Source organism: Pseudomonas sp. RA_105y_Pfl2_P56 (assembly GCF_963970845.1).
In the GTDB taxonomy this organism is placed as follows: Bacteria; Pseudomonadota; Gammaproteobacteria; order Pseudomonadales; family Pseudomonadaceae; genus Aquipseudomonas; species Aquipseudomonas baetica_A.
In genome coordinates, this window is the sequence record NZ_CAXAPL010000038.1 from 34,531 (window position 1) to 59,665 (window position 25,135).

At 59.8% G+C, this 25,135-nt stretch carries 24 protein-coding genes and 1 riboswitch; of the genes, 14 read left to right on the forward strand and 10 right to left on the reverse strand.

Features of this window, described 5'->3' with window-relative positions:
• Nucleotides 1-2 precede the first annotated feature (2 nt).
• Entirely contained in the window at nucleotides 3-641 is a 639-nt protein-coding gene (gene upp, locus AACY11_RS22215) for a uracil phosphoribosyltransferase (protein ID WP_007912842.1), read from the reverse strand.
• Nucleotides 642-806: 165 nt separating this feature from the next.
• Between upp and AACY11_RS22220 the strand changes: the two genes are divergently transcribed.
• The 3 genes from AACY11_RS22220 to AACY11_RS22230 all read left to right on the forward strand — a co-directional run bounded on the left by AACY11_RS22220 (nucleotide 807) and on the right by AACY11_RS22230 (nucleotide 2,376).
• Entirely contained in the window at nucleotides 807-1,364 is a 558-nt protein-coding gene (locus AACY11_RS22220; protein WP_339432187.1) for a hypoxanthine-guanine phosphoribosyltransferase, read from the forward strand.
• A 181-nt stretch (nucleotides 1,365-1,545) separates the two neighbouring features.
• Nucleotides 1,546-2,025, forward strand: coding sequence for a hypothetical protein (locus tag AACY11_RS22225; RefSeq protein ID WP_339495734.1), 480 nt, complete (start codon nucleotides 1,546-1,548; stop codon nucleotides 2,023-2,025).
• Between the two features lie 63 nt (nucleotides 2,026-2,088).
• Entirely contained in the window at nucleotides 2,089-2,376 is a 288-nt protein-coding gene (locus tag AACY11_RS22230) for a PA4642 family protein (RefSeq protein WP_339432185.1), read from the forward strand.
• A gap of 64 nt (nucleotides 2,377-2,440) precedes the next feature.
• Here the strand turns inward: AACY11_RS22230 and mqo are convergent, their stop codons facing one another.
• Nucleotides 2,441-3,949, reverse strand: a complete 1,509-nt coding sequence (gene mqo, locus AACY11_RS22235) for a malate dehydrogenase (quinone) (protein ID WP_339432184.1) — start codon at nucleotides 3,947-3,949, stop codon at nucleotides 2,441-2,443.
• Nucleotides 3,950-4,654: 705 nt separating this feature from the next.
• Complete coding sequence (locus AACY11_RS22240; protein WP_339465315.1) at nucleotides 4,655-4,888, reverse strand: hypothetical protein; 234 nt, start codon at nucleotides 4,886-4,888, stop codon at nucleotides 4,655-4,657.
• A gap of 204 nt (nucleotides 4,889-5,092) precedes the next feature.
• On the opposite strand from AACY11_RS22240, the gene AACY11_RS22245 reads away from it, so the two are divergent.
• Nucleotides 5,093-5,677 (forward strand): YajG family lipoprotein, encoded by a 585-nt coding sequence (locus AACY11_RS22245; protein WP_221731543.1) that lies wholly within the window; start codon nucleotides 5,093-5,095, stop codon nucleotides 5,675-5,677.
• A 105-nt stretch (nucleotides 5,678-5,782) separates the two neighbouring features.
• Here the strand turns inward: AACY11_RS22245 and AACY11_RS22250 are convergent, their stop codons facing one another.
• On the reverse strand, nucleotides 5,783-5,989 hold the full coding sequence (locus AACY11_RS22250) for a hypothetical protein (RefSeq protein ID WP_016770662.1): 207 nt from the start codon (nucleotides 5,987-5,989) through the stop codon (nucleotides 5,783-5,785).
• A gap of 194 nt (nucleotides 5,990-6,183) precedes the next feature.
• Here AACY11_RS22250 and AACY11_RS22255 point away from each other — a divergent pair, with 194 nt between their 5' ends.
• Nucleotides 6,184-6,462 (forward strand): hypothetical protein, encoded by a 279-nt coding sequence (locus tag AACY11_RS22255; RefSeq protein ID WP_221731542.1) that lies wholly within the window; start codon nucleotides 6,184-6,186, stop codon nucleotides 6,460-6,462.
• Nucleotides 6,463-6,523: 61 nt separating this feature from the next.
• On the opposite strand, the gene AACY11_RS22260 is transcribed toward AACY11_RS22255, so the two are convergent.
• Nucleotides 6,524-7,687 carry a 1-acyl-sn-glycerol-3-phosphate acyltransferase gene (locus tag AACY11_RS22260; protein WP_339465314.1) on the reverse strand — a complete coding sequence of 388 codons (1,164 nt, stop codon included), beginning with the start codon at nucleotides 7,685-7,687 and terminating at the stop codon, nucleotides 6,524-6,526.
• A gap of 142 nt (nucleotides 7,688-7,829) precedes the next feature.
• Here AACY11_RS22260 and AACY11_RS22265 point away from each other — a divergent pair, with 142 nt between their 5' ends.
• From AACY11_RS22265 to AACY11_RS22275, 3 genes are read left to right on the forward strand one after another with little or no spacing between them, the layout of a single operon-like run.
• Complete coding sequence (locus tag AACY11_RS22265) at nucleotides 7,830-8,012, forward strand: CPXCG motif-containing cysteine-rich protein (RefSeq protein WP_339432181.1); 183 nt, start codon at nucleotides 7,830-7,832, stop codon at nucleotides 8,010-8,012.
• A 9-nt stretch (nucleotides 8,013-8,021) separates the two neighbouring features.
• Nucleotides 8,022-8,282, forward strand: a complete 261-nt coding sequence (locus AACY11_RS22270) for a putative signal transducing protein (protein ID WP_215502366.1) — start codon at nucleotides 8,022-8,024, stop codon at nucleotides 8,280-8,282.
• Nucleotides 8,283-8,318: 36 nt separating this feature from the next.
• Nucleotides 8,319-8,942, forward strand: coding sequence for an SOS response-associated peptidase (locus AACY11_RS22275; protein WP_339432179.1), 624 nt, complete (start codon nucleotides 8,319-8,321; stop codon nucleotides 8,940-8,942).
• A 98-nt stretch (nucleotides 8,943-9,040) separates the two neighbouring features.
• On the opposite strand, the gene AACY11_RS22280 is transcribed toward AACY11_RS22275, so the two are convergent.
• A complete protein-coding gene (locus AACY11_RS22280) occupies nucleotides 9,041-11,182 on the reverse strand; it encodes a methyl-accepting chemotaxis protein (RefSeq protein WP_339495735.1) in 2,142 nt (713 codons plus the stop codon).
• A gap of 261 nt (nucleotides 11,183-11,443) precedes the next feature.
• Between AACY11_RS22280 and AACY11_RS22285 the strand changes: the two genes are divergently transcribed.
• A complete protein-coding gene (locus AACY11_RS22285) occupies nucleotides 11,444-12,262 on the forward strand; it encodes a M48 family metallopeptidase (protein ID WP_339432177.1) in 819 nt (272 codons plus the stop codon).
• A gap of 122 nt (nucleotides 12,263-12,384) precedes the next feature.
• On the opposite strand, the gene AACY11_RS22290 is transcribed toward AACY11_RS22285, so the two are convergent.
• From AACY11_RS22290 to AACY11_RS22300, 3 genes are all read right to left on the reverse strand, one after another.
• The gene (locus AACY11_RS22290) at nucleotides 12,385-12,969 is read right to left on the reverse strand and encodes a TMEM165/GDT1 family protein (RefSeq protein ID WP_221731535.1); all 585 of its coding nucleotides are present in this window, start codon (nucleotides 12,967-12,969) and stop codon (nucleotides 12,385-12,387) included.
• Nucleotides 12,970-13,056: 87 nt separating this feature from the next.
• Nucleotides 13,057-13,181: riboswitch (yybP-ykoY riboswitch) on the reverse strand.
• A 39-nt stretch (nucleotides 13,182-13,220) separates the two neighbouring features.
• Nucleotides 13,221-14,219, reverse strand: coding sequence for a class I SAM-dependent methyltransferase (locus AACY11_RS22295; RefSeq protein ID WP_221731534.1), 999 nt, complete (start codon nucleotides 14,217-14,219; stop codon nucleotides 13,221-13,223).
• 32 nt (nucleotides 14,220-14,251) lie between these two features.
• The gene (locus AACY11_RS22300) at nucleotides 14,252-15,217 is read right to left on the reverse strand and encodes a 2-hydroxyacid dehydrogenase (RefSeq protein WP_339495736.1); all 966 of its coding nucleotides are present in this window, start codon (nucleotides 15,215-15,217) and stop codon (nucleotides 14,252-14,254) included.
• A 91-nt stretch (nucleotides 15,218-15,308) separates the two neighbouring features.
• Between AACY11_RS22300 and AACY11_RS22305 the strand changes: the two genes are divergently transcribed.
• From AACY11_RS22305 to AACY11_RS22325, 5 genes are all read left to right on the forward strand, one after another.
• Nucleotides 15,309-15,938, forward strand: coding sequence for a LysE family translocator (locus AACY11_RS22305; RefSeq protein ID WP_339432174.1), 630 nt, complete (start codon nucleotides 15,309-15,311; stop codon nucleotides 15,936-15,938).
• 144 nt (nucleotides 15,939-16,082) lie between these two features.
• Nucleotides 16,083-17,765: a fatty acid--CoA ligase gene (locus tag AACY11_RS22310; RefSeq protein WP_339465309.1), complete on the forward strand. Its 1,683-nt coding sequence runs from the start codon at nucleotides 16,083-16,085 to the stop codon at nucleotides 17,763-17,765.
• Nucleotides 17,766-18,102: 337 nt separating this feature from the next.
• Complete coding sequence (locus AACY11_RS22315; RefSeq protein ID WP_339432172.1) at nucleotides 18,103-19,992, forward strand: DUF1302 domain-containing protein; 1,890 nt, start codon at nucleotides 18,103-18,105, stop codon at nucleotides 19,990-19,992.
• A 27-nt stretch (nucleotides 19,993-20,019) separates the two neighbouring features.
• Entirely contained in the window at nucleotides 20,020-21,384 is a 1,365-nt protein-coding gene (locus AACY11_RS22320; protein WP_339432171.1) for a DUF1329 domain-containing protein, read from the forward strand.
• Nucleotides 21,385-21,559: 175 nt separating this feature from the next.
• Complete coding sequence (locus tag AACY11_RS22325) at nucleotides 21,560-24,292, forward strand: LuxR C-terminal-related transcriptional regulator (protein WP_339495737.1); 2,733 nt, start codon at nucleotides 21,560-21,562, stop codon at nucleotides 24,290-24,292.
• A 94-nt stretch (nucleotides 24,293-24,386) separates the two neighbouring features.
• Here AACY11_RS22325 and AACY11_RS22330 read toward each other — a convergent pair.
• Nucleotides 24,387-25,135: calcium-binding protein (locus AACY11_RS22330; RefSeq protein ID WP_339495738.1), on the reverse strand; the 749-nt coding region annotated here is incomplete at its 5' end.

Genomic DNA, 25,135 nt, shown 5'->3' on the forward strand with positions numbered 1-25,135 from the left:
GGTCACGCGTCCTTCTGCTTGGTGCCGAAGATCTTGTCACCGGCATCGCCCAGCCCTGGGATGATGTAACCGTGTTCGTTCAAGCGTTCATCGATGGACGCGGTGTAAATGGTCACGTCCGGGTGAGCCTTTTCTACGGCGGCGATGCCTTCCGGCGCGGCCACCAGCACCATGGCGCGGATGTCCTTGCAACCGGCCTTCTTCAGCAGGTCGATGGTCGCGACCATGGAACTGCCGGTGGCGAGCATCGGGTCGATGATCATGGCCAAACGTTCGTCGATTTCCGGAACCAGTTTTTCCAGATAGGTGTGTGCTTGCAGGGTTTCTTCGTTGCGGGCAACGCCCACAGCGCTGACCTTGGCGCCCGGGATCAGGCTCAGCACGCCTTCAAGCATGCCGATGCCGGCGCGCAGGATCGGCACCACGGTGATCTTCTTGCCAGCGATTTTCTCCACCGACACCGTGCCGCACCAACCGGCAATGTCGTAGGATTCCAGCGGCAAATCTTTTGTAGCTTCGTAGGTCAACAGTGCGCCGACTTCCTGAGCAAGCTCGCGGAAATTCTTGGTGCTGATGTCGGCGCGGCGCATAAGACCGAGTTTATGACGGATCAGCGGATGGCGGATCTCAAGGATGGGCATGGGAAAGGCTCCGGCGGCGGGCAAAAAAACCGGCCTAGATTAATCTATCCGAGGGTGATGTCCTATAGGACATCGAGTACGTTAGTCCATAAAGGCTTGATCTGGCCTCGCTTGATGCGTACCTTTGCCCGCTTTTCCTGATTCCGCCACCCCTTGGAGAGCACCATGTCCGCTGATCTCGAGCATATCCGTCAAATCATGCGAGAGGCTGACTGCCTGTACACCGAGTCTGAAGTCGAGGCGGCCATCGCCCGCGTCGGTGCACAAATCAACGAACAACTGGCTGATAGCAATCCAGTGGTGTTCTGCGTGATGAACGGTGGCCTGATCTTCTCCGGCAAACTGCTGACTCATCTGAGTTTCCCGCTGGAAGCGTCCTACCTGCACGCCACCCGCTATCGCAACGAAACCAGCGGCGGCGACCTGTTCTGGAAAGCCAAGCCGGAAGTCTCGTTCATCGACCGCGACGTGCTGATCATCGACGACATCCTCGACGAGGGTCACACCCTGGGCGCGATCATCGACTTCTGCAAACACGCTGGGGCGCGCAAAGTGCACACCGCCGTGCTGATCGACAAGGATCACGACCGCAAAGCGCGTCCTGACCTGAAAGCCGATTTCGTCGGCCTGCCGTGCATCGACCGTTACATCTTCGGTTACGGCATGGACTACAAAGGCTACTGGCGCAACGCCAACGGGATCTTTGCCGTCAAAGGCATGTAACCCACGCCTTGATCTAACGGTGGGAACGGGCTTGCTCGCGAAGGCGTCGTGTCAGTCAATATCATTGACAAGGGACACACCGCTTTCGCGAGCAAGCCCGCTCCCACAGTTGTTTGGTGTGCGCTGATCGATTTTCATACACCCCATGCTAGAGTGCTCGGCCCCGCCCCCGGAGCCTGTCATGAGCCTCTTGATCCGCAGCTTTGCCGCCCTGTTGCTGACCCTAAGCCTGCCTCTGGCCGCCGCGTCGATGCACAGTCAATTCCTGCCGCCGGACGACCTGACCCTGCGCGCTGCCGCGCCCGAACAGCAGCAACTGCTGCAAGTGACCGACTATTCGGTGGTCGTGGGGGCGCAACGCCCATCCAATCAGCAGCCGATTCCGGTCACCTCGTCCCTGATGATTCGCCTCAAGGGCAAACCCCTGAACAAGGGCGCGACGATCGCTCAGGTGCTGGTGAGTTTTGATGGCGAAAGCAAAAGCCTGAAAAAACCGGTTTACGACGATAAGGGCAAGACGCTCACCCTGTTTTACCCGTTGTCGCAATACCGCGTGGTGATCGACTTGCTGCGCAACGACACCGTGTATGTGCAGTTCCTCAGCTACGCCAACGGCCATGTCTGGGCCGATTTGCACACCGGGGCCGTTCGATCGCGTTGAGCCCGGCGGCGGGGCAGGGGTAAACTGCCGACCCCGTGTCATGTCTGCGAGCTGGAGTCGGCAATGCGTAAAGATAAGAAACAAGTGATTGGTGACGAGATTGGCGATGAGCAGATCAAGCTGTTCCTCGATTTTGAACCGATCGATGCCACTTCGCCGTCGCTGCACAAATTGATCAAGGCGTACCGAGGCCTGCGCATCGATGACTTCGAGCGCTTTCTGACGTTCTTTGTCGCGGCGGGTTACGACGTGGATGGCAAGGATGAGCAGGGCCAGACATTCGTTGACCACATCAAGGATCAGCGCAACGCTGCTGACTACATCGAATTGATCGAAAAAGCCCGCGGCTAAAAACCCAAGGCACAAAAAAACGCCCCGCACTCACTGAGTGCGGGGCGTTTTTTATGCGGCAAGATCAAGCGTAGCTTGGGGTCTCGCTGCTTTCTTCAACCAGTTCCAGGGCGATGTTGTTCTGCGTGTTGATCTTGCGATACAGCGCCGCATCGGTTTCCAGGACTTTTTCACGGGCCGGGAAGATTTCGGCCAGTTTGGCCGCCCACTCACCCTTGGCCTTGCCCGGGAAGCACTTCTCGATCAGTTCGAGCATGATCGAAACGGTCACTGATGCACCCGGCGAAGCACCGAGCAGGGCGGCGAGGGAGCCGTCCTTGGCCGAAACCAGCTCGGTACCGAATTGCAGGATGCCGCCCTTTTTCGGGTCTTTCTTGATGATCTGCACCCGCTGACCGGCCACTTCCAGGCGCCAGTCTTCGGCTTTCGCCTCAGGGTAGAAGCGGCGCAGGGATTCCAGGCGCTGCTCCATCGACTGCATCACTTCGCTGACCAGGTATTTGGTCAGGTCCATGTTGTTCTTCGCCACCGCCAGCATCGGCCCGATGTTGCCGGCGCGAACCGACATCGGCAGGTCCATGAAGGAGCCGTGCTTGAGGAACTTGGTGGTGAAACCGGCGTATGGCCCGAACAGCAGGGATTTCTTGCCATCGACCACGCGGGTGTCCAGGTGCGGCACCGACATCGGTGGCGAACCCACCGCTGCCTGGCTGTAGACCTTGGCCTGGTGGTGTTTGACCACTTGCGGATTATCGCAACGCAGCCACTGGCCGCTGATCGGGAAACCGCCGAAACCTTTGCTTTCTTCGATACCCGAAGCCTGCAGCAACGGCAGTGCCGCGCCACCCGCGCCGAGGAAAACGAATTTGGCGTCGACTTCACGGCTGCTGCCGCTGTTGACGTCCTTGATGCTGACGGTCCAGCCGGCGCCGTTACGCTTGAGGCCGGTGACGCGTTTGCAGTATTTGACTTGAGCGTCGGGGGCGCTGGTCAGGTGCTTGAGCAACTGATTGGTCAGAGCGCCGAAATTGACGTCGGTACCGTTCATCACCCGGGTCGCGGCGAGCACTTCGTCCGGCGCGCGCCCCGGCATCATCAACGGCATCCACTCGGCCATTGTGGCCTTGTCTTCGGTGTATTCCATGTCGGAAAACGCGTGGTGCTTGTGCAGCACATCAAAGCGTTCCTTGAGGAAGGAAACGCCTTTGTCGCCCTGCACGAAGCTCAGATGCGGGACCGGGCTGATGAAGGATTTGCACGAGCCGAACGTGCCTTTCTTGGTCAGGTACGACCAGAACTGCTTCGACACCTCGAACTGGGTGTTGATGTGCACGGCTTTCTTGATGTCGACGGTGCCATCAGCCGCCTGCGGCGTGTAGTTCAGCTCACACAGGCCAGCGTGGCCGGTACCGGCGTTGTTCCATGGGTTGGAACTCTCGGCAGCACCGGAATCCATCAGCTCGACAACTTCCAGCTTGATCGCCGGATCGAGCTCTTTGAGCAGTACGGCAAGGGTGGCACTCATGATGCCGGCCCCAACCAGAACTACGTCGACTGCTTCGTTATGCGCCATTTAACGCGTCTCCAAAATCTGCAGCACCAAATTGTCGGCATGGCTGCCAGGCATTCAAGGGCAGGTCAGTAAACCCAGGATGCCCATGGTCAGGTTCGCCATGTCCGAATCTTCGCAATTTTTCGCAACTTCGACGGACGCATGCGGCCTGGCTTTACGAGCTCCATGAACTCATTTCAGCGCGCGGCTGGCAATTCGACTTATGGTCGAGACATCCGTTTTGTGCAACCAAATCCGTAGCGGACAGGCTTCAGGCTCTGGTATTCGAGGTATACCCGGTCCTGTGTCGTTGGGCTGTTTCAGACGCTAATGGTGCATGTTCAGACGCAAAACTATTCATTTGCTCGCCACACTCTTGTGAAGTTGTGAAAACCCGTTTTTTTCACGCTCTTTTGAAGACGTGAACCTCAAAAAAGGGCTGTCCAAGCCTGGCAACCTGCCCGAAGGGGCAAAACATCTCGGTGGCCGAGCGTAATGACAGCTCTGCAGATTCGCGAAAAGCGGGTTTTTGCCGCAGGAACAGGCAAGCACGCCAACTTCACTCGATCTGTGTGGGCGGCTCTCTGTGGGCGATTTGGATGTCGATGCATGCGCATTGACGCTGTTGCGGGGCCCGATCAGGAGACGTCCTTATAATCGGGGGGAGATTGTATCGAAGAAATGCGCGGAGTTGGTTGTGTTTAATGACTTTTATTAGGCATCCGGTCAGATGCTCAACTGGACCTGAGCGTTTGCGCGCGGTTGACGCGGGGCGATCCGGGCGCTGGCAGGCAGCGGTTTACGCAACCAATTGAGGCGGATTTCTTCGATTTCCACCCATCCGTCGCCCATTGGCTGCAGGCTGCACTGCTTGAACGCCTGGCAGTGGCCGTTGCGGTCGAGCAGGGCAAAGCAGCGGTGCAGCGGGCGTGGGGCGAACAACGAGATCAAATAGCGCATGGCCGAGTACCTTGTTGGAGGACTGGTTCGAGCTTGCCCGCAGGCCGTGACGTCAAGGTGTATGGGCGGTGAACAATCTGTGACAGGAACCGCTTTCATCAGGGTTTGTCAGACATTTCAGTATTCATTGTGCGGTGCTGGTTCCGCGCAGTGGCCCACCGCTATACTGCGGGCCTGTTTGTGCCTGATTCTGGAGAAAAGAGCATGTTGCAACGCCTGTTGTTCGGTTTGATCACTGTGGCCGGTTTGACTCTGGCCGGCTGCGCCCACAGCCCGCAACAACTGAGTCCGGAACCGAAGCTGACCACGCAACTGGCGGCGGTCGGCCGTGGCCAGCCTGTGGTGGTGCGTGTGGTCGACGGTCGTCCGTCGCCAACCCTGGGCACCCGTGGCGGTCTGTACCCGGAAACCAGCGTCATCAGCGTGCAGCGCGAGCAGATCCTGCCCAAGTTGCAGGCTCAGGCTGAAGCCGCCGTGCGTCTGCTCGGGTTCACCCCGACCAACAACGCACCGAACGCACCGCAGTTGACCGTGACCCTGGCGGAGCTGAAATACCAGTCGCCGAAAGAAGGCATGTACGTGACCGAGGCGACTATTGGCGCGACCTTCCGCTCCGACGTGCAGAACGCCAACCGTCGCTACAGCGGCCGTTACGGCGCTTCGCTGGATCAGCGCTTCGGCATGGCGCCCAACCAGGAAACCAACACCAAACTGGTCAGCGACGTGTTGAGCGATGCGTTGACGCGTCTGTTCAAGGACCCGACCGTGGGTCAGGTCCTCGCCGAGTAAGCTTTCGGCGCAGATAAAAAAGCCCGGTGCCAGTGATGGCTCCGGGCTTTTTTGTGGGCGCTGTCTTTGAACCTTGCACAAATCCCCTGTGGGAGCGGCGGCGGGTCAGGCGGCTTGAGAATAGAAATCGAGAACGCTCACGCCTGTCAGCAGATCCGTCTCCGGCAAATCCGCATGCTGATGCCCGCCGAGGGCGCAATACACCAGCCAGTGGCGATCCTGAACATTGAAGGCAAGGCTGCCGACGAGACTTTGCTGATCGTCGTAGGGGGTGATGAGGTACAGGCGATCCTGGTTTTCAGCGTGAAGCATGACGTGTTCCGTGTCGGTTTCGAGGCGCGCATGGTGGTGCATCCACATGACGAAGCCGTGACACAGGACAGCCATCGGTCGATTGATGCGTTATTTGTCGTAAAGGGGAGGCGTCGAAGGTATGTTTCGGTAAAATCCGCGCCGCGGTCGTCGCGCCTGGCGCCTGCCACACCGATTAAGTTTGAGGGTCTGTGATGTCGCTGCACTTGATGACGCTGTTTACCGCCCATCCCGCCAAATTGATCAATCTGCTGGCACTGTTGCTCGCGTTTCCGGGCAGTTGGTTGCTGCACGCGACCCGCCGCCGTGAACAGCGCGCCATGGCCAGTATCGCGGCCCAGCGTCAGGCTCAGCCCAATGCCGAACCGATTCTGGATTGGGCAACGCTGCGCATGAATCGGTTTTTCTATCGCTTTGGCTTTGCCTGCCTGGGCCTGGCACTGCTCATTTCGTGGATCAGCACGCGCTACTGATGATTTTCAGGCATGAAAAACGGCGCTCGAGGGCGCCGTTTCTGTATCTGGCCGACGCCGCTTACAGCGCTAACCCAGCCTTGACCCGGTACTGATTGCGCACCGGCGTTGCATATTGCAGCACCAGATACGGGCGATGCTCTTCAGGGCAAGCATCCAGTCGGCTCTGCCACTCTTCTTGCGCCTTGGCCAATTCATCGGCCGGGAATACCTCCGCAGCCTTCGGCACGTTCAATTGTGGATCAGCGTCCGCCCACTGCGCATAGGCCAGGTAATGCACCGGGAACAGGCGGTAGCCGCCCAGAATCTGCTTGTCCATCTCGATCGCCAATTGCTTGGTGTCTTCGAAGCACTCGGTGATCGGCGCGGCAAAGTTCACATGCACCCGGCCCTTGTAGCCGGTGATGCCCTTGGCGATGCTCACGTCATCTTCGCCCGGCACTTTGGCGTAGGTGCCGGTGGTGGCGCGGATGTACAGCTCGCGGGCCTTGGCCTGGTCGCAGGGGTCGTATTCGTAGCTGATCGACACCGGGGTGACGTTCAGTGACTGAATCACTTCGCCGAACGGTTCGTCCTTGCGGCTCATGTGGAACATTTTGAGGATCGCCGACTCGGTGCGGTCGTCGCCATCCTTCGCCCGGCCTTCGGCCTGCGCGATCCAGATCGAGGCGCAGTCGTTGCGGATCGAGTGGTTGATGTAGGCCGACAGCAACTGGTACGCGGCCATTTTCTCGCGGCGCCCGGTGATCGAACGGTGAACGATAAAACTCTTGTTCAGGCGCATCAGATCGCTGACGAACGGCTTTTGCAAAAGGTTGTCGCCGATGGCGATACGCGGGGTCGGCAGGCCGGCGTGGTACACGGCATAGTTGACGAAGGCCGGGTCCATCACGATGTCGCGGTGGTTGGCGATGAACAGATAGGCACTGCCTGACTTGAATTGCTCGACACCGGTGTAGGTCACGCCATCGGTGGCGCGCTCGATGGTGTGGTCGACGTAGAACTCGACTTTATCTTGTAAGGTAGCTACCGAGTTGACGCCGGCGAACTCACGACGCAGCCGATGGGCTATAAGGGGTTTGAGCATCCAGCCGAAAGGACCGGCAAAACGCGGGAAGCGGAAGTGGGTGAGGATATCTAGAAACGCCTTGTCGCCGAGCAGTCTTGCCAGTACCGCAGGTACTTCGCTGTCGTCGTAAGGTCGGATGGCATCGAATTCGCCCATCATGCTCTCTTGTTGGAAACGGCTAGGGTAAGTAAAGGTTTTGATCGAAAACCCGCGGGGCACGGTCTGAAAAGGTAGCCAGACAAAAATAGCCCTGCAAATAGACCGGCGATTATACGCACAAGTCACTTGGGAGACCGCGATGCTGGAAACCGCTGAGTATGAATGTCCGTATTGTGGTGAAGATGTCGAGACGACGCTGGATCTGTCTGGCGGCGACCAGACCTACATCGAGGACTGTCAGGTGTGTTGTCGGCCGATCACATTCGTATTGCAGGTTCACGAAGAAGAATGGCACCTGGAAGTCTTCAGCGAAAACGAGTGAGGGGCGCCCATGCAGCGAATCTACGAACCGGAGAGCCTGATGGAAGGCGAAATGCTCAAAGGCATGCTCGCCAGCGAAGGTATTGAAGCGCACCTGGTGGGCCGGGATCTGCTCGGCGGCACGGGTGAATTGCCGATTTTTGGACTGCTGGGGCTTTCGGTGGATAACGATCAGGCCGAGTACGCCCGCGAACTGATCACCGCGTACAATGCCGCGCTGCCGCTGCCCGGCGATGAACCGGAGAGCTTCCCCGGGACGCTGGTCTGTTAGGCTGACGTTCGTTTTACTTCTGAGTCGTGTTGCCCCATGTGTGGACGTTATGCCCTGTTTCGCTGGAACCGCGACTTCGCGGCGCTGCCTGGTTTTCCCGCCGATCAACAGGCGCAGTGGAACATTTCCCCCAATGATTCGGTGTTGATGCTGCGCGCCGAGGCCGACGGCCAGCGCACGCTGGCCCGGGCCCGATGGGGGCTGACGCCGCCGTGGTTGACCGATTTGTCGAAAACACCGGCGCATGCCCGGGCAGAAACAGTGGCCGAACAGCCGATGTTTCGCGAGGCACTGCGCCTGCGTCGCTGCCTGCTGCCGGCCAACGGCTTTTACGAGTGGCGGGGTACCCAACGCAAACGCCCGTACTGGCTGACGCCGGGGGAGGGTTCTTCGCTGTTTTTTGCGGCGATCTGGGAGGCATATCCGGTGCAGGAACAGGTGTGGCTGAGTACCGCCGTCATCACTCAGCCGGCGGCCAGTCAGCGCCGGCCGTTGATTCTCGATGAGGCGGGGCAGGCCGCTTGGCTCAATCCCGAAACACCGTTGCATGTGTTGCAGGGTTTGCTGGCCAGTGAGCCTGCCGCGCTGCGCGAGCGGGTGCTGGCGAATCTGATCAATGATCCGAAGCTCAATGGGCCGGAGTGTCTGACCCCGGGGTAGTGCGTTGACTGCATTGACGCCTTGGCGCGCAAGCCCGCGCCCACCATTGGAATTCACTCCAGGGTGGTAGCGGGCTTGCTCGACAAGGCGCCTTTGGATCAGACCTTGAACTGATTGATCAACCGCCGCTGCTGCTCCGCCAGTTTGGTCAGGTCGGCACTGGCCGAACTCGACTCATCCGCGCCGCCCGCCACCTCATTGGCCACCTGGCCAATATTGATCACGTTGCGGTTGATGTCATCGGCCACCGCGCTCTGCTCCTCGGCCGCACTGGCAATCTGCGTATTCATGTCGTTGATCACCGACACCGCCTGGGTAATCGTCTCCAGCGCCTCGGCCGCTTTCGAGGCGTGCTGCACGCTTTCGTCGGTGCGGTTCTGGCTGTCTTCCATGACCCGCACCACATCGCGGGTGCCCTGTTGCAGTTGCTGGATCATGGTCTGGATTTCTTCGGTGGCTTTCTGGGTTTTCTGCGCCAGATTGCGCACCTCGTCCGCCACCACCGCAAAGCCGCGACCTTGTTCGCCGGCACGCGCCGCTTCGATCGCCGCGTTCAGCGCCAACAGGTTGGTCTGTTCGGCGATCCCGCGAATCGCGGTGAGGATCGCGTTGATGTTCTCGCTGTCCTTGGCCAGGGTTTGCACCACACCCACAGCCTTGCCGATTTCCACCGCCAGCACGCCAATCGAATGGGAGGTATCGCGGACAATCTGCATGCCCTGGCTGGCGGCTTGATCGGCATGGCTCGCTGCTTGCGCCGCTTGGGTCGCGTTGCGCGCCACATCTTGCGCGGTGGCGGTCATTTCCTGCACGGCGGTGGCGACCTGATCGATCTCGGCCATTTGTTTCTGGATGCCGATGTTGGTGCGAATCGCGATGTCGGCGGTGTGTTCCGACGAGTCGCTGACGCTCTGCACCGACGTCACCACTTGGGTAATCATCGCCTGCAACTTGCTCAGGAAGGTGTTGAAACCCTTGGCAATCGAACCCAATTCGTCGCTGCGATCACTGCTCAAGCGACGGGTCAGATCACCTTCACCCTGGGCAATGTCATCCAGCATCGCGACCATCTGCTTGAGTGGCCGGGCAATGCCGTGGCCCACCAGCCAGATCACCAGCAGGCCGACGCCAGCGATGATCAGACCGACCATGGCCATGCCGAAGGTGTCGGACTTGCGCTGGGCATCGAGGTCGCCCTGCAGTTTTTGCAGATCAGCCATCACCGCGTTGAGCGGTAATTGCAGCATCAACGTCCAGCGCGCGTCAGTCTGGCCAATGCCGAACGGCAAGTACAATTCGATGCGCCCCTTGTCCTTATTGACGGAGTAGGTGACTTCGCCGCGCTTGAGGTTGGCCATGCTGGCAATCTGTTCGGCGTCGAGAATGTCGCTGACCTTTTCGCCGAATTTGCTCGGATCCTTGGTGTAGGCGACGATCCGGCCATTGCTGCCGATCAGGGCCATTTCTCCGGCGCCGCTGTAGAGTTTCTGATTGGCGCCCAGGAGCATTTCCTGGATGAAGTTCACCGACAGGTCGGCGCCGACGATGCCCTGGAATGCGCCGTTGAGCATGATCGGTTCGATAAAGGAGGCGAGCATGACGATCTTGTCGCCGACCTTGTAGGGCGCAGGATCGATCACGCAGGATTTTTTGCGCTCTTTCGAACACAGGTAGTACTCGCTGGCGCGCACGCCGGTGGAGAGGACTTTCTGGTCGTCGACGTCCACCAGTTTGTCCAGGCCCAGGGTGCCGTCGTCGTTGCGGAACCACCATGGCAGGAAGCGCCCGTTGGCCGCGTCGATACCGACGACGCGGGTACCGACGTAGGCTGCGTCATTGTGGTCCAGTGCGTTTTTTTCCCACGCGATGTAGGTGCCGAGAATCTTCGGGTTCTTTTCGACGTTCTCTTTGATCAGGCTGATCAACTGTTCACGGCTGACGCTCAGGCGTGGCTGGCCATCGGCGCCGGGCGTGCCGAGCAAGGCGTTGACCCGCACCAGCCCGCCGGCAATCAGCAACGGCGCTTCGAGTTCGCGCTGAATCTGGCTGACCTGGGTTTGTGCCAGTGAGGTCAGTCGCTGTTCGATGACTTGTTCAAACTGGGCCTGGGTGCGTTGCTGCACCATTTCCTGAGTGCGGGCGCCAGAGAACAGCGCGTACAGCACCAGCGCGGCAACCACGCTGAGTACGATAGCGCCGGCCAGGGCGGCGACGGAAAACTGGATCGACTTGAACTTCATGGGAGCTCCGCACGCAAGAGGATGTCTGCGGTGATGTATCGGCAGCGGGCAATGAGCCATGAATGGTGCAAGGCGCAATTGGGTGGGGATGTCGCAAATGGATGCGTGCGCGACGCAGTTGTCGGGGGCTTGCGGTCGCTGTGAATTTTTTACGACAGTGCGGGCGGGAAATATCTGAAAGCCGCTGCAATACGTCTGTTGACTCTGGCGCCGATACCATTACCCGCCTACGATACGCGCACGTTTTCAGGGAGCTTTTGAATGAACAAGACATTGGTTGTAAGTGCACTGAGCGCAGCGCTGTTGCTGGCCGGTTGTCAGTCGGTCAACACCACCAGCGGCGGAGCCGTAGGGGTGGAGCGCAAGCAGTACATGTTCAGCATGCTGTCCTCGCAAGAGGTCGACCAGATGTATGCCCAGTCGTATCAGAAAACCGTCGGCGAGGCGTCGAGCAAAGGCGTGCTGGACAAAACCAGTCCTGAGGCCAAGCGCGTTCAGGCGATTGCCAACCGCTTGATCGCTCAGGCGCCGAACTTCCGCCCGGATGCCGCGCAGTGGCAATGGGAAGTCAATCTGATCAAGAGCGATGAGCTCAACGCCAACTGCGGCCCCGGCGGCAAGATCATCTTCTACACCGGGCTGATCGACAGCCTGAAACTCACCGACGATGAAATCGCGGCGGTCATGGGCCATGAAATTGCCCACGCCCTGCGCGAGCACGGTCGTGAAGCGATGTCCAAGGCCTATGGCGTTGAAATGGCCAAACAGGGCGCGGGCGCACTGTTTGGTCTGGGGCAGGACAGCCTGGCGCTGGCCGACACCGTGGCCAACTACGGCATGACCTTGCCCAACAGCCGAGCCAACGAAAACGAAGCCGACCTGATTGGTCTGGAACTGGCCGCTCGCGCCGGTTACAACCCGAACGCGGCGATCACCTTGTGGAACAAGATGAGCAAGGCTTCGGAAGGTTCTCCACCGGAGTTCATGAGCACTCACCCGGCGTCGAGCAGCCGTATTGCCTCGTTGCAGGCGGCGATTCCGAAGGTCATGCCGCTGTACGAGAAAGCGCCGAAGTCCTGATGGTTTTGCAGCGAGGCTGATTGCCCCTTCGCGAGCAAGCCCGCTCTCACTTTGGAATGCACTCCATAGTGGGGGCTGGTTTGCTCGCGAAGAACGCTGACAGGGTCTATCGACTTACGCCGTCAAACCCAGCCACTGCTTTGCATCGCCTTGTACACCGCAACGACTGCCAAAATCAGGAATGCCGAAGCCGCCAATCGACGGATCAATGTCAGTGGCAGTTTTTCCGCCGCAAAATTACCGGCCAATACCACCGGCACGTTGGCAATCAACATGCCCAGGGTGGTGCCGATAATCACCAGCCACAATTCCGGATATTGCGCAGCCAGCATGACGGTGGCGATCTGGGTCTTGTCTCCGATTTCCGCGAGGAAGAACGCAATCAGCGTCGTGAGGAACGGCCCGAATTTGCGTGCCGTGCTCGCTTCATCGTCGTCCATTTTGTCCGGGACCAGCGTCCACAACGCCGTGGCCGTAAAGCTGGCGGCGAGAATCCAGTGCAGTACCGAATCGGAGAAGAAGCTGCCGAACCAGGCACCGACCGCACCGGCTGCTGCGTGGTTGGCCAGCGTTGCGGCGACGATACCGGCAATGATCGGCCAGGGTTTGCGGAAGCGAGCGGCGAGAATCAGCGCGAGCAGTTGCGTCTTGTCGCCGATTTCGGCCAAGGCAACGATTGCGGTGGGAACGAGTAACGAGTCCAGCATCAGGATTTCCTAAGGGGCGGGTCGACACGGCTATGACACGTACAGCCTTCCCGCCCCGGGTAAGGTGTTCGTGTCATAGGTCTTGTCAAACCCTGCTATCCGTCTGGTGCGGACGCTTGGGTCGCATACGCCATGATCTGAGGATCAAGTATGTTGACGTATGCCGGACGAGCTTGGCGCTCGTGGGAGACTACTCCCCTAGGACGGAGCGGATTCTGCCTAGGCAGAATCCATTCGGCAAGTGCTAATTTTCAGCCGCGCTTGGCCCGGTAAATCCGGAATCCGTTGCCCTCGGCCTTGATCGCACACACGCCCAGATGCTCTTCGATCAGTGGCTGATACTTCAGGAAACTGTTCGCCACCAAGCGCAGTTCGCCACCGTTTTTCAGATGTTTGGCCGCTTTTCGCAGCAAGTTCTCGGTGGCGAAATAATCGGTGTGCACGCCGACATGGAACGGCGGGTTGCTCAGAATCGCGCTCAAACCCATTGGTGCCGCATCGATTCCGTCACCGGTCAGCACCTCGCCTTCCAGGCCGTTGGCCGCCAAGGTCAGACGACTGCTGGCCGCAGCAAACGCATCGACGTCCAGCAACGTGACCTGGTTGTGCGGGTAACGACGTTTGACCGCTGCCCCCAACACGCCCGCGCCACAACCGAAGTCGAGCAGATGACCGCTCGGCAGTTTGTCCAGATGTTCCAGCAGCAGGGCACTGCCGCGATCCAGTCGGCCGTGGCTGAACACGCCGGGCAGGCTGATGACTTTCAACGGGCCTTCAGCCAGCGGCAATTCGTAAGTCTGCGCCAGGCTTTCCAGCGATTTTGCTTCTGGCGCATTGGCCACGGTCACTTGCCACAGTTGGCAATGCCGGGCGCTGTCGAGTTTGCGCGGCTTGCCGAACGGGTTGAGTTGCTTGGACGCACCTTCGATGCCGCTGCGTTTTTCCCCGACCAGAAACACCTCACGCCCCGGCAGACGTGCGGCCACAGCGTTGAGGATGTAATCGGTCAGGTCTTTGGATTTGGGCAGAAACACCACGGCGCTGTCGAATTCGCGCTCCGGGATATTCACGCCAAAGTGGCTGCGGCCTTCGAAGCGAGCGTCGAGCGCGGCTTGATCGCCAGCGTGCCAGCACCAGCCAAAGGCGTTGGGCAGACGTGCGAGCAAATCGTCGGCAGGCAATCCGGCCAGCAATAGCGAGCCCTGGAATAACTCGGCCTGACGAAGCAGTACTTCACTGCGCGGATCCATAACTGCTCCTCAAAAAAAAGTGCCGCAGTTTATCAACTGACGACCCGCAGCGCCTTAGCGCTGAAAAACGCCTGAGCGTTTTCAGTCAATTGACCCACGATACGTTGCCGGGCCTCGCGACTGCCCCAAGCGTTGTGCGGCGTGACGATCAGGCGCGGGATGTCGGCGGCCAGCAGTGGATTGCCCCGGGTGGGCGGCTCGACGCTGAGCACATCGGTAGCGGCGCCGCCGAGATGGCCATTGCGCAAGGCGTCGGCCAAGGCCTGTTCGTCGATCAGTCCGCCACGGGCGGTATTGACCACGAACGCGCCGGGCTTCATCGACGCCAGTTCGCGAGCACCGATGAAGTGGCGAGTGTGCTCGTTGAGCGGGCAGTGCAGGGTCAGGGCGTCGATCTGCGGCAGCAATTGATCCAGTGGCAGACGATCCGGCCGGGCCGGGCGGCCGGGGATTTGCCCCAGCAGCACGCGCATGCCGAAGGCTTCAGCCAACCGGGCAACGGCACCGCCGAGTTCGCCATGCCCAAGCAGGCCGAGGGTTTTGCCTTCCAGTTCGACAATCGGGTAGTCCAGCAGACAGAACTGTTTTGCTTGCTGCCAGCGACCTTCGCCCACCGCTTGCTGGTAATCGGCCAAGCGCGTGGCGAGATTGAGCAGCAGCATGATCGTGTGCTGCGCCACCGATGGCGTGCCGTAACCCTGGCAGTTGCACACGGTGATGCCGTGAGCACGGGCGGCGGCCAGATCAACGTTATTGGTGCCGGTGGCGGTGATCAGGATCAGTTTCAGTTCCGGGCTGGCGGCCATCGCTGCGTCGTCGATCAGGATCTTGTTGGTTATGGCCACGGTGGCACCTTGCAGGCGTTCGGCGACGTGTTCAGGCAGGGTCTGGGTGAACAGTTGCAAGTCAGTGAAGCAGGCGCGCAAAGGGCTGAGGTCAAGATCGCCGAGATCCAGCGAAGGGTGATCGAGGAATACGGCGCGGCGCGAGTTAGTCATCAACTGTACCTTTTGTGCGGTGAACGGAAGGCGTAATCTGCCGAGCCTATCAGATGAAACAAAACGTTACGCCTGGCCTAAAGGAGCCCCCATGTACTGGACCGAGTTCTTGACCGTTGCACTGATCCACTTGCTGGCCGTCGCCAGCCCCGGCCCGGACTTTGCCGTGGTGGTGCGCGAGAGCGTGACCCACGGTCGCCGCGCCGGCACATGGACGGCGCTGGGTGTGGGCACGGCGATTTTTCTGCACGTTGGCTATTCGTTGCTCGGCATCGGCCTGATCGTGTCGCAGTCGATCGTGTTGTTCAACGCGTTGAAATGGGCGGCGGCGGCTTATTTGCTGTACATCGGCTTCAAGGCCCTGCGCGCGCAACCGGCGAAAACCGTCAGCGATGATCTGCACAAAGAAGCCGGTGAGCGCACCGCACGCGGCGCGTTCACTTCAGGCTTTGTGACTAACGGCCTGAACCCGAAAGCCACGCTGTTTTTCCTGTCACTGTTCACTGTGGTGATCAACCCGCATACGCCGCTGTCGGTGCAGGCCGGTTACGGGGTTTACCTGGCCGTCGCGACCGCCACCTGGTTCTGCCTTGTCGCGATGCTGTTCAGCCAACAGCGCGTGCGCGCCGGTTTCGCCCGCATGGGCCACTGGTTCGACCGCACCATGGGCGCGGTGCTGATCGCTATCGGCGTGAAGCTGGCGTTCACCGAGATGCACTAGGCGATGGATAACCGGCAAATGCTGGCGCAAAGCTAGCATTTGTACGGCTGTGCAAATCATTCCTTTGGCTGATTTGGCTGGCGTATAAGGGTTTTAGAGTACAAATCTCTACGCCAACACCGTGCAGTCAGAAAAGGGATTCTTATGTTGCAGACTCGCGTCATTCCCCCGGCCGATGGGGCCTACCAGTATCCATTGCTGATCAAGCGGCTGCTGATGTCCGGCGCCCGTTACGAGAAAACCCGCGAGATCGTCTACCGAGACCAGTTGCGCTACAGCTATCCGACCCTGATCGAGCGTGTGGCGCGGCTGGCCAATGTGCTGACGGCGGCGGGCGTCAAGGCCGGTGACACCGTGGCGGTGATGGACTGGGACAGCCATCGTTATCTGGAATGCATGTTTGCCGTGCCGATGATCGGCGCGGTGATCCACACGATCAACGTGCGTCTGTCGCCTGAACAGATCCTCTACACCATGAACCACGCCGAGGACCGCTTTGTGCTGGTCAACAGCGAGTTTGCAGGTCTCTATCAGGCCATCGCGCCGCAACTGACCACCGTCGAGAAAACCCTGCTGCTCACCGACCTGCCGGAAAAAACCGCCGAGTTGCCGAATCTGGTTGGCGAGTACGAACAACTGCTGGCCGCCGCGAGCCCGCAGTACGACTTCCAGGATTTCGACGAAAATTCGGTTGCCACCACGTTCTACACGACCGGCACCACCGGCAACCCGAAAGGCGTGTATTTCACCCATCGGCAACTGGTGCTGCACACCATGGGTGTGTCGACGATCATGGGCTGCATCGACAGCGTGCGCCTGCTCGGCACCAGCGACGTGTACATGCCGATCACCCCGATGTTCCACGTACACGCCTGGGGCCTGCCGTATGTGGCGACCATGCTCGGGCTCAAACAGGTTTACCCGGGGCGTTACGATCCGGAGTTTCTGGTGGAGTTGTGGCGCAAGGAGAAGGTCACGTTCTCCCACTGCGTGCCGACGATCCTGCAAATGCTGCTCAATGCCAAGGGCGCGCAAGGCACCGATTTCGGTGGCTGGAAAATCGTCATTGGCGGCAGCGCACTCAATCGCACCTTGTATGAAAACGCCAAGGAGCGCGGCATTCAGCTCACGGCGGCGTACGGCATGTCGGAAACCGGGCCGCTGGTTTCCTGCGCACATCTCAATGATGAGCTGATGGCCGGCACCGAGGATGAGCGCACCACGTATCGGATCAAGGCCGGTGTACCGGGGCCGTTGGTGGAAGCCGCGATCATCGACGCCGAGGGCAATTTCCTCCCGGCCGACGGTGAGACTCAAGGCGAACTGGTATTGCGCGCGCCATGGCTGACCGAAGGCTATTTCAACGAGCCGCAGAAGGGCGCTGAGCTCTGGGCCGGCGGCTGGCTGCACACCGGTGACGTGGCGACGCTCGACAGCATGGGCGTGATCGACATCCGTGACCGCATCAAGGACGTGATCAAGACCGGTGGCGAATGGATTTCCTCGCTGGACCTCGAAGACCTGATCAGCCGCCATGTCGCGGTACGCGAAGTAGCAGTGGTGGGCATCGCTGATCCGCAGTGGGGGGAGCGTCCGTTTGCCCTGCTGGTGATCCGTGAAGGGCACGAGATCGGGGCGCGTGAGCTCAAGGAACACCTCAAGCCGTTTGTGGAATTGGGGCACCTGAGCAAGTGGGCGATTCCGAGCCAGATTGCCCTTGTTACCGAAATTCCCAAGACCAGCGTTGGCAAGCTCGACAAGAAGCGCATCCGCCTCGACATCACCCAATGGCAGGCCAACAACAGTACCTTCCTTTCGACACTTTGAGTGTCCGCCGGCGCGCCGAAAACGGCGCGCCAGGCCCCCCAAGCAAGCGCTTGGCTTGTGAAATCGAAAAAATCAGCCATCCTTGCCGTGCCGACATGTGTCGGACTGGCAAAAGGACTGTTCCAGAGTGGCCGGCAGCTGCAAATCACACTTTAGAGGGATCAAGCTCTACAACCTGCTGGCTATAGTCCACTCAAGGATTTTTAAGAACGGGGCACACGCACAAAACGGGGCGATGCATCTTTGGAGTGATTTCGGTCAGCCTTTGGCAGCCGGTCCTTCAGGCGTTTTTAAAAGTACTCACTGCCATAACAATAATGCACATGGAGTAGCGTCGATGACCTCAGTAAACCAGTTCTGGCGCCGGGCGAAACTGCCTCTGGCGGTCAGTCTTGCCTCTTCGCTCGCCGGGCCCGCATTCGGCGTCAGTTTCAACGTCGGTGAAATCGAAGGCCAGTTCGATTCGTCCCTGTCGATCGGTGCCAGTTGGTCTACTCAGCAGCCGAACAAGAACCTCATCGGCGTCAACAACGGCGGTCACGGCCTGTCCCAGACATCTGACGACGGTCACGCCAACTTCAAGAGCGGAGAGACGTTCTCGAAGATCTTCAAGGGTATCCATGACCTCGAACTGAAATACGGCGACACCGGTGTGTTCGTTCGTGGCAAATACTGGTACGACTTCGAACTCAAGGATGAAAGCCGCCAGTTCAAGGACATCAGCGACAACAACCGCAAGGAGGGCGCCAAATCCTCGGGCGGGCAGATTCTCGATGCCTTCGTCTACCACAACTACTCCATCGCCGATGAGCCAGGCTCCGTGCGTCTGGGCAAGCAGGTCGTAAGCTGGGGTGAAAGTACCTTCATCGGCGGCGGTATCAACTCGATCAACCCGATCGACGTGTCTGCATTCCGTCGTCCGGGCGCCGAGATCAAGGAAGGCCTGATCCCGGTCAACATGTTCTACGTGTCCCAGAGCCTGACCGAAAACCTGTCGGCCGAAGCCTTCTATCAGTTGGAATGGGACCAGACCGTCGTCGACAACTGCGGCACCTTCTTCGCTCAGCCGGACATCATTGCCGACGGTTGCACCGACAACCTGCGGGTTTTGAACAAGCGCTCGCAGATACCGGGCATTGCCTTGGGGCCTTTGGCGGCCAACGGGGTCAATGTCAACGAAGAGGGGGTTCTGGTGCGCCGTGGCGCCGACCGCGATGCCCGTGACAGCGGTCAGTGGGGCGCGTCGTTCCGCTACATGTACGAGCCGCTGGACACCGAATTCGGTGCCTATTTCATGAACTACCACAGCCGTGCACCGATCTTCAGCGCCACGGGCGCGCCACAATCGGTCTATAACGGCGTGGCGGCACTACCCGCGGCATTTCGTGCACTGGGGCCGCTGTTGGTCGCGGGTAACTCGAAGTACTTTGTCGAATACCCTGAAGACATCCGTCTCTACGGCTTGAGTTTCTCCACCACCCTGCCTACCGGTACGGCGTGGAGCGGTGAAATCAGCTACCGGCCGAACGCACCGGTACAACTGAACTCTACCGATATCCTGTTCGCCGGTGTCCGTCCGCTGGGCGGCCCGTACAGCAATGCGTCGCTGCTAAACGGTGTACCGGGCCAGGATCTGCATGGTTACGAGCGCAAGGAAATCACCCAACTGCAAACCACCTTCACGCACTTCTTCGATCAGGTGATGGGCGCCAGCCGTCTGACCCTGGTGGGTGAGGTGGGCATGACTTACGTGGGCGGTCTGGAAAGCAAGTCCGACAAGCGTTATGGCCGTGACCCGGTCTACGGCCCGGGCGAACTGCCAGCCACCGGTGGCGTCGACACCTGCGCCAACATTCTCAACAACGGCACCATCAACGGTGCGGGGCCAGGTTCGCCGCAGAACAACCGCAGCCGTAATTGCACCAACGAAGGTTTCACCACTGCCGCGTCCTGGGGCTACCGCGGTCGCGCCATCTGGGAATACAACGATGTATTCGCTGGCGTGAACCTCAAGCCGAACGTGGCTTGGTCTCATGACGTCAGCGGCTACTCGCCAGGCCCTGGCGGTAACTTCGAGGAAGGTCGCAAAGCCGTCAGCCTGGGCGTCGATGCCGAGTACCAGAACACCTACACCGCGAGCCTGGCGTACACCAACTTCTTCGACGGCAAGTACACCACGGTGGATGACCGCGATTTCGTAGCGCTCAGCTTCGGCGTGAACTTCTAAGCACTGCATTTCAGGACGAACGAATTTATGAAAATAACAAAGAGTCTGTTCCATGCCAGCGTTCTGGGCCTGTCGCTGCTGGCGACCGGTGTCATGGCCGCGGTGCCTGCTGCCGAAGCCGACAAACTGGGCAAGAGCCTGACCCCGATGGGCGCCGAAATGGCCGGTAATGCCGACGGTTCGATTCCTGCCTGGAAACCGATGCCCAAGAATGCGGGCACCGTCGACAGCAAGGGGTTCCTGTCTGACCCGTATGCAAGTGAGAAACCGCTGTTCACCATCACTGCGCAGAACGTGGATCAATACAAGGACAAGCTCGCCCCGGGCCAGTACGCGATGTTCAAGCGCTACCCGGATAGCTTCAAGATGCCGGTTTACCCGTCCCATCGCGGTGCTACCGTGCCGGATGACGTGTTTGCCGCGATCAAGAAAAACGCCACCAATACCAATCTGGTGTCCGGCGGCAACGGGCTGGAGAACTTCGAAACGGCCGTACCGTTCCCGATCCCGAAAAGCGGCGTGGAAGTCATCTGGAACCACATCACCCGCTATCGCGGCGGCAGCGTGACCCGTCTGGTGACCCAGGCGACGCCACAGCCGAACGGCTCGTTCAGCCTGGTGTACTTCCAGGACCAGTTCGTGTTTCGCGACAAGATGAAGGACTACGATCCGAAGAACCCTGGCAACATCCTCTTCTACTTCAAGCAGAAAGTGACCGCGCCGGCGCGTCTGGCCGGTGGTGTGCTGCTGGTGCACGAAACCCTCGACCAAGTGAAAGAGCCACGTTCGGCGTGGGTCTACAACGCCGGTCAGCGTCGTGTGCGCCGCGCGCCACAAGTGTCCTATGACGGTCCGGGTACTGCGGCGGATGGTCTGCGTACCTCCGACAACCTCGATATGTACAACGGTGCGCCGGATCGCTACGACTGGAAACTCGAAGGCAAGAAAGAGATGTACATCGCCTCCGACAGCTACAAGCTCGACGATCCGAAACTGAAATACACCGACATCATCAAGGCTGGCCACATCAACCAGGATCTGGCGCGTTACGAGTTGCGTCGCGTCTGGCACGTAGTGGCGACCCTCAAGGAAGGTCAGCGCCACATCTACGCCAAGCGTGACTTCTACATCGATGAAGACACCTGGCAAGCAGCCGTCATCGACCACTACGACGGTCGTGGACAACTGTGGCGCGTAGCCGAGGCGCATGCCGAGAACTACTACGACAAGCAAGTGCCGTGGTACGCGCTGGAAACGCTCTACGACCTGCAATCCGGCCGCTATCTGGCGCTGGGCATGAAGAACGAAGAGAAGCAGGCCTATGACTTCGGCTTCACCGCCACCACCAGCGACTTCACCCCTGCCGCTTTGCGCCAGGAGGGTGTTCGCTAAACCGTTGTAAAGCGAGGCCGCATCCTCGTGAAAACGCCCCGACCGGTTCGGGGCGTTTTTTTGTCTGTAGCTTTTTTGTAGCCATTTGTAGCAGCAACCTTCATAACCGGTTCGTTTAAGGCTAGTCTGCGGACATCTGCAACGCCGCCAACTGCAATTCGAACAAGAGCCGGCCATGACTGATCTGTCCCCACTTCCGGGTCCCGCAAGCGTTGCTGTCGCGGCACTGGCCGGGCGTTTTTTTCGCCCGCCGCTGCCTGATGGCTATGTGTTGCGACCACGCCTTTGCGAGCGCCTGCAAGCGGGGCTCGGTGGACGGCTGTTGCTGGTCAGCGCTCCCGCCGGGTTCGGCAAAAGCTCGTTGGCGGTGGAGTTCTGCCAGAGCCTGCCTGCGCACTGGCAAAGCCTGTGGCTGGGTTTGAGCCCTCGCGACAGTGACCCTGGGCGGTTTCTCGAGCGCCTGCTCGAAGGCTTGCAGGATTATTTTCCGCAATTGGGCAGTCGCGCACTCGGCCTGCTGAAAATGCGTCAACGCCATCAGCCCTTCGCCTTCGAAGAGTGGCTCGACGGTCTGCTCGATGAGCTGGCATTGCACCTCGATCCGCTGAGTCCATTGCTGTTGGTGCTCGACGATTACCATCTCGCCCAAGGGCCGGTCCTGGACCGTTGCCTGCAGTTTTTCCTCAATCACTTGCCCGACGGCTTGCTGGTGATGGTCACCAGTCGGCAGCGCCCGGACTGGCATCTGGCGCGCTTGCGCCTGTCCCGGCAATTGCTTGAACTGCATGAGCAGGATCTGCGCCTGACCCACGACGAAGCCCTGACGTTACTTGATCGCCACAGCACTTCACTGCGCGGCGAAGCCTTGGAGAATCTGATCCTGCGCAGTGAAGGCTGGGTGGCGGGATTGCGTTTCTGGCTACTGGCGGTGTCCGAAGCCGGTGGCGATGCCGCTTTGCCTCAGGCACTGAACGGCGGGGAAGGGCTGATCCGCGACTATCTGCTTGAAGAAGTCATCGATTGTCTGCCCACCGAAGTGCAGGCGTTTCTCTACGACACTGCCCCGCAGGAACGCTTTTGCAGCGAACTCTGCGATGCGGTGCGTGAAGCCCATGACAGTGCCGAGATCCTGCGTTTCCTGCTGGCGCATCAGGTGTTTCTGGTACCGCTGGACGAACACGGGCACTGGTATCGCTATCATCATCTGTTTTCCGATTTGTTGCGCAGCCGGCCGATTGCCCAGGCGATGGTGCCGACCGCCACGCTGCACCTGCGTGCCTGTCGCTGGTTCAATGCCCAGGGCCTGCTCGACGAAGCGGTGGAACAGGCCTTGCGCGCCGGTCACCTCGATGTGGCGGCGAATCTGGTACAGAACCTTTCAGAAGAACAACTGCTTGCCGAGCAAAACGTCGGCATGCTGCTGCGCTGGAAAATGGACTTGCCTGATAGCCTGCTGATCAGCACGCCGCGCTTGATCGTCCTTTATAGCTGGGCGCTTGGGCTGGCCTGTCAGCTCGACGCGGCCGAAGAGTTGTCCAGCCACTTGAGTCGTTTCCTGCCGGCCCCGTCCGCCACGGCGCAAAAGTCGATGCTGGCGCAATGGCTGGCGCTGAGCGGAATCATTGCCCGTGGCCGCGGCCATCGAGAGTTAACCCTCAGGTATTGCACCGAAGCGCTGGAGAGCCTGCCGGCCAAGCGTTATGGCCAACGGCTGATGTGTTTGTCGACCTTGTCCAATCTGGCAATCGCTGACGGCGACCTGTGGCGTGCCCGTGGCCTGAACCGCGAATCCCTTGAGCTGGCGCAACGCGTCGGCAATCCCCTCTTCGAAGCCTTGGCGCATTACGACCGCGCCCGCGTGTTGCAGGCGCGCGGCGAAATCCTGCGGGCACTGGATGAAGTGCATCAGGGCCTGGAACGCCTGCGTGGCCTGTCACCGCAACGCTTGTACGCGGTGCGCGCACGGCTGACGCTGTACGAAGGTTTTCTGCTGGCGATGCGCTTGCAGCCACAGGCCGCGCGCGCGCGGTTACTGGCTGGTATTGGCGAGGCGCGCGCCTGTCGTGACATCAGCGTGTTGATCGGTCACTGCGTGATTGCACGCCTGGACGGCGCGAGCGGCGAATTCGCCAAAGCCTTTGCCGAACTCGCCGAAGCCGAACGCCTGATGCACATCTGGGACGTGCCGCCCATCTACTATCTGGCGATGATCACGCTGGTCAAATGTGAACTCTGGCTGGCGCAGGGTCGTACTGATCTGGCTGAAGCCTGGCTGGCGCGACTGGGCCAGACGTACACGGGCGAACGCGCCGCGGCTCCGCCGGAATTTCATCCACAGTTGCCGTTGCATGTTGAGTTGCAACAGGCGCTGCTCGATGTGATTAAAGGGCAGCCGATGCTCGCCGAAGGGCGCTTGAACGTGCTGCATGAAAATGGTCAGCAAACCGGTCGTCAGTTGCTCAGCGTGATGGCGTTGACCCAAAAGGTTGCGTTGCTGCTGGCGGGTGGGCGAGAGCCGGAAGCGCGCAAGGCATTGAATCAGGCGCTGGAAGCGGCGGCGGGGGGCGTGCTGCAGCCGTTCGATAGCTTGGTGAAGGAACACGCGGACTGGGTGCGCGGACAGTTACAGACTTCACCGACGTTATCCGGGCAACAATTGCTGGAGCACTTCCCGCCGCTTACAGCCCGTCCGGCAGTTGAGTCCGGCGCCACCGAACAACTCAGCAGCCGCGAGCTGGCAGTGCTACGCCTGATCGCACAGGGTTGCTCGAATCAGGAAATCAGCGAGCAATTGTTCATTTCACTGCATACGGTGAAAACCCACGCCAGCCATATCAACAGCAAGTTAGGGGTTGAGCGACGCACGCAGGCGGTGGCGCGGGCTAAGGAATTGGGTGTTTTGACCTAGCGCTACGGCTTATCGAGACCCACAAAAACGCCCCGAATAATCGGGGCGTTTTTGTGGGTGTCCCGACCTGCGAGCAGGTCGGGTAGCCGTTGTATCAGGCCACCAGATCGTTGGCGCTGAAGCTGTTCACACCCACCAGCTGGATCTCGAAGTCCGCACCGGCGTTGCCGCTGACGTTACCCGACAGCATGTGGTCGACGAAGCGCAGTTGGCCTGCGCCGGTGAAATCGGCTGCACCGATGAAAGAGAAACCATTGAAACTGGCATCCAGCAGGTTGGCATCAAATTTCGTCAGGTCGATCTTGTCGCCTTGCAGGCTGTTGAAGTCGGTGATGACGTCGCGCAGATTGCCAGTACCGGTTTCGTTCCAGGCGTTGAACACGAAGGTGTCAGCACCTGAACCACCCGTCAGCGTATCGGTGCCCAGACCGCCGATGAGAATGTCATTGCCGGCTCCGCCGTTGAGCAGGTTGTCGCCGTCATTGCCAGTCAATGTGTTGTTCAGGGCGTTACCGGTACCGTTGAGGTTGCTGCTGCCTGTCAGTTCAAGATTTTCCAGGTTGTCACCCAGAGTCCAGTTCACCGACGACCGTACGGTATCGATTTCACTGGCCAAAGTGCTGGTTTCGATGACGGTGTCGCCGGCGTTGTCGACGATGTAGGTGTCGTTGCCCAGTCCACCGATCATGGTGTCAGCACCCAGGCCGCCATCGAGGGTGTTGTTGCCATCGTTACCGGTCATGCGGTTGTTCAGCTCGTTGCCGGTACCGTTGAGGTTGGCAGTGCCGGTGAGCAACACGTTCTCGACATTGGCGCCGAGGGTGTAGTCGATGGAGGCGAAGA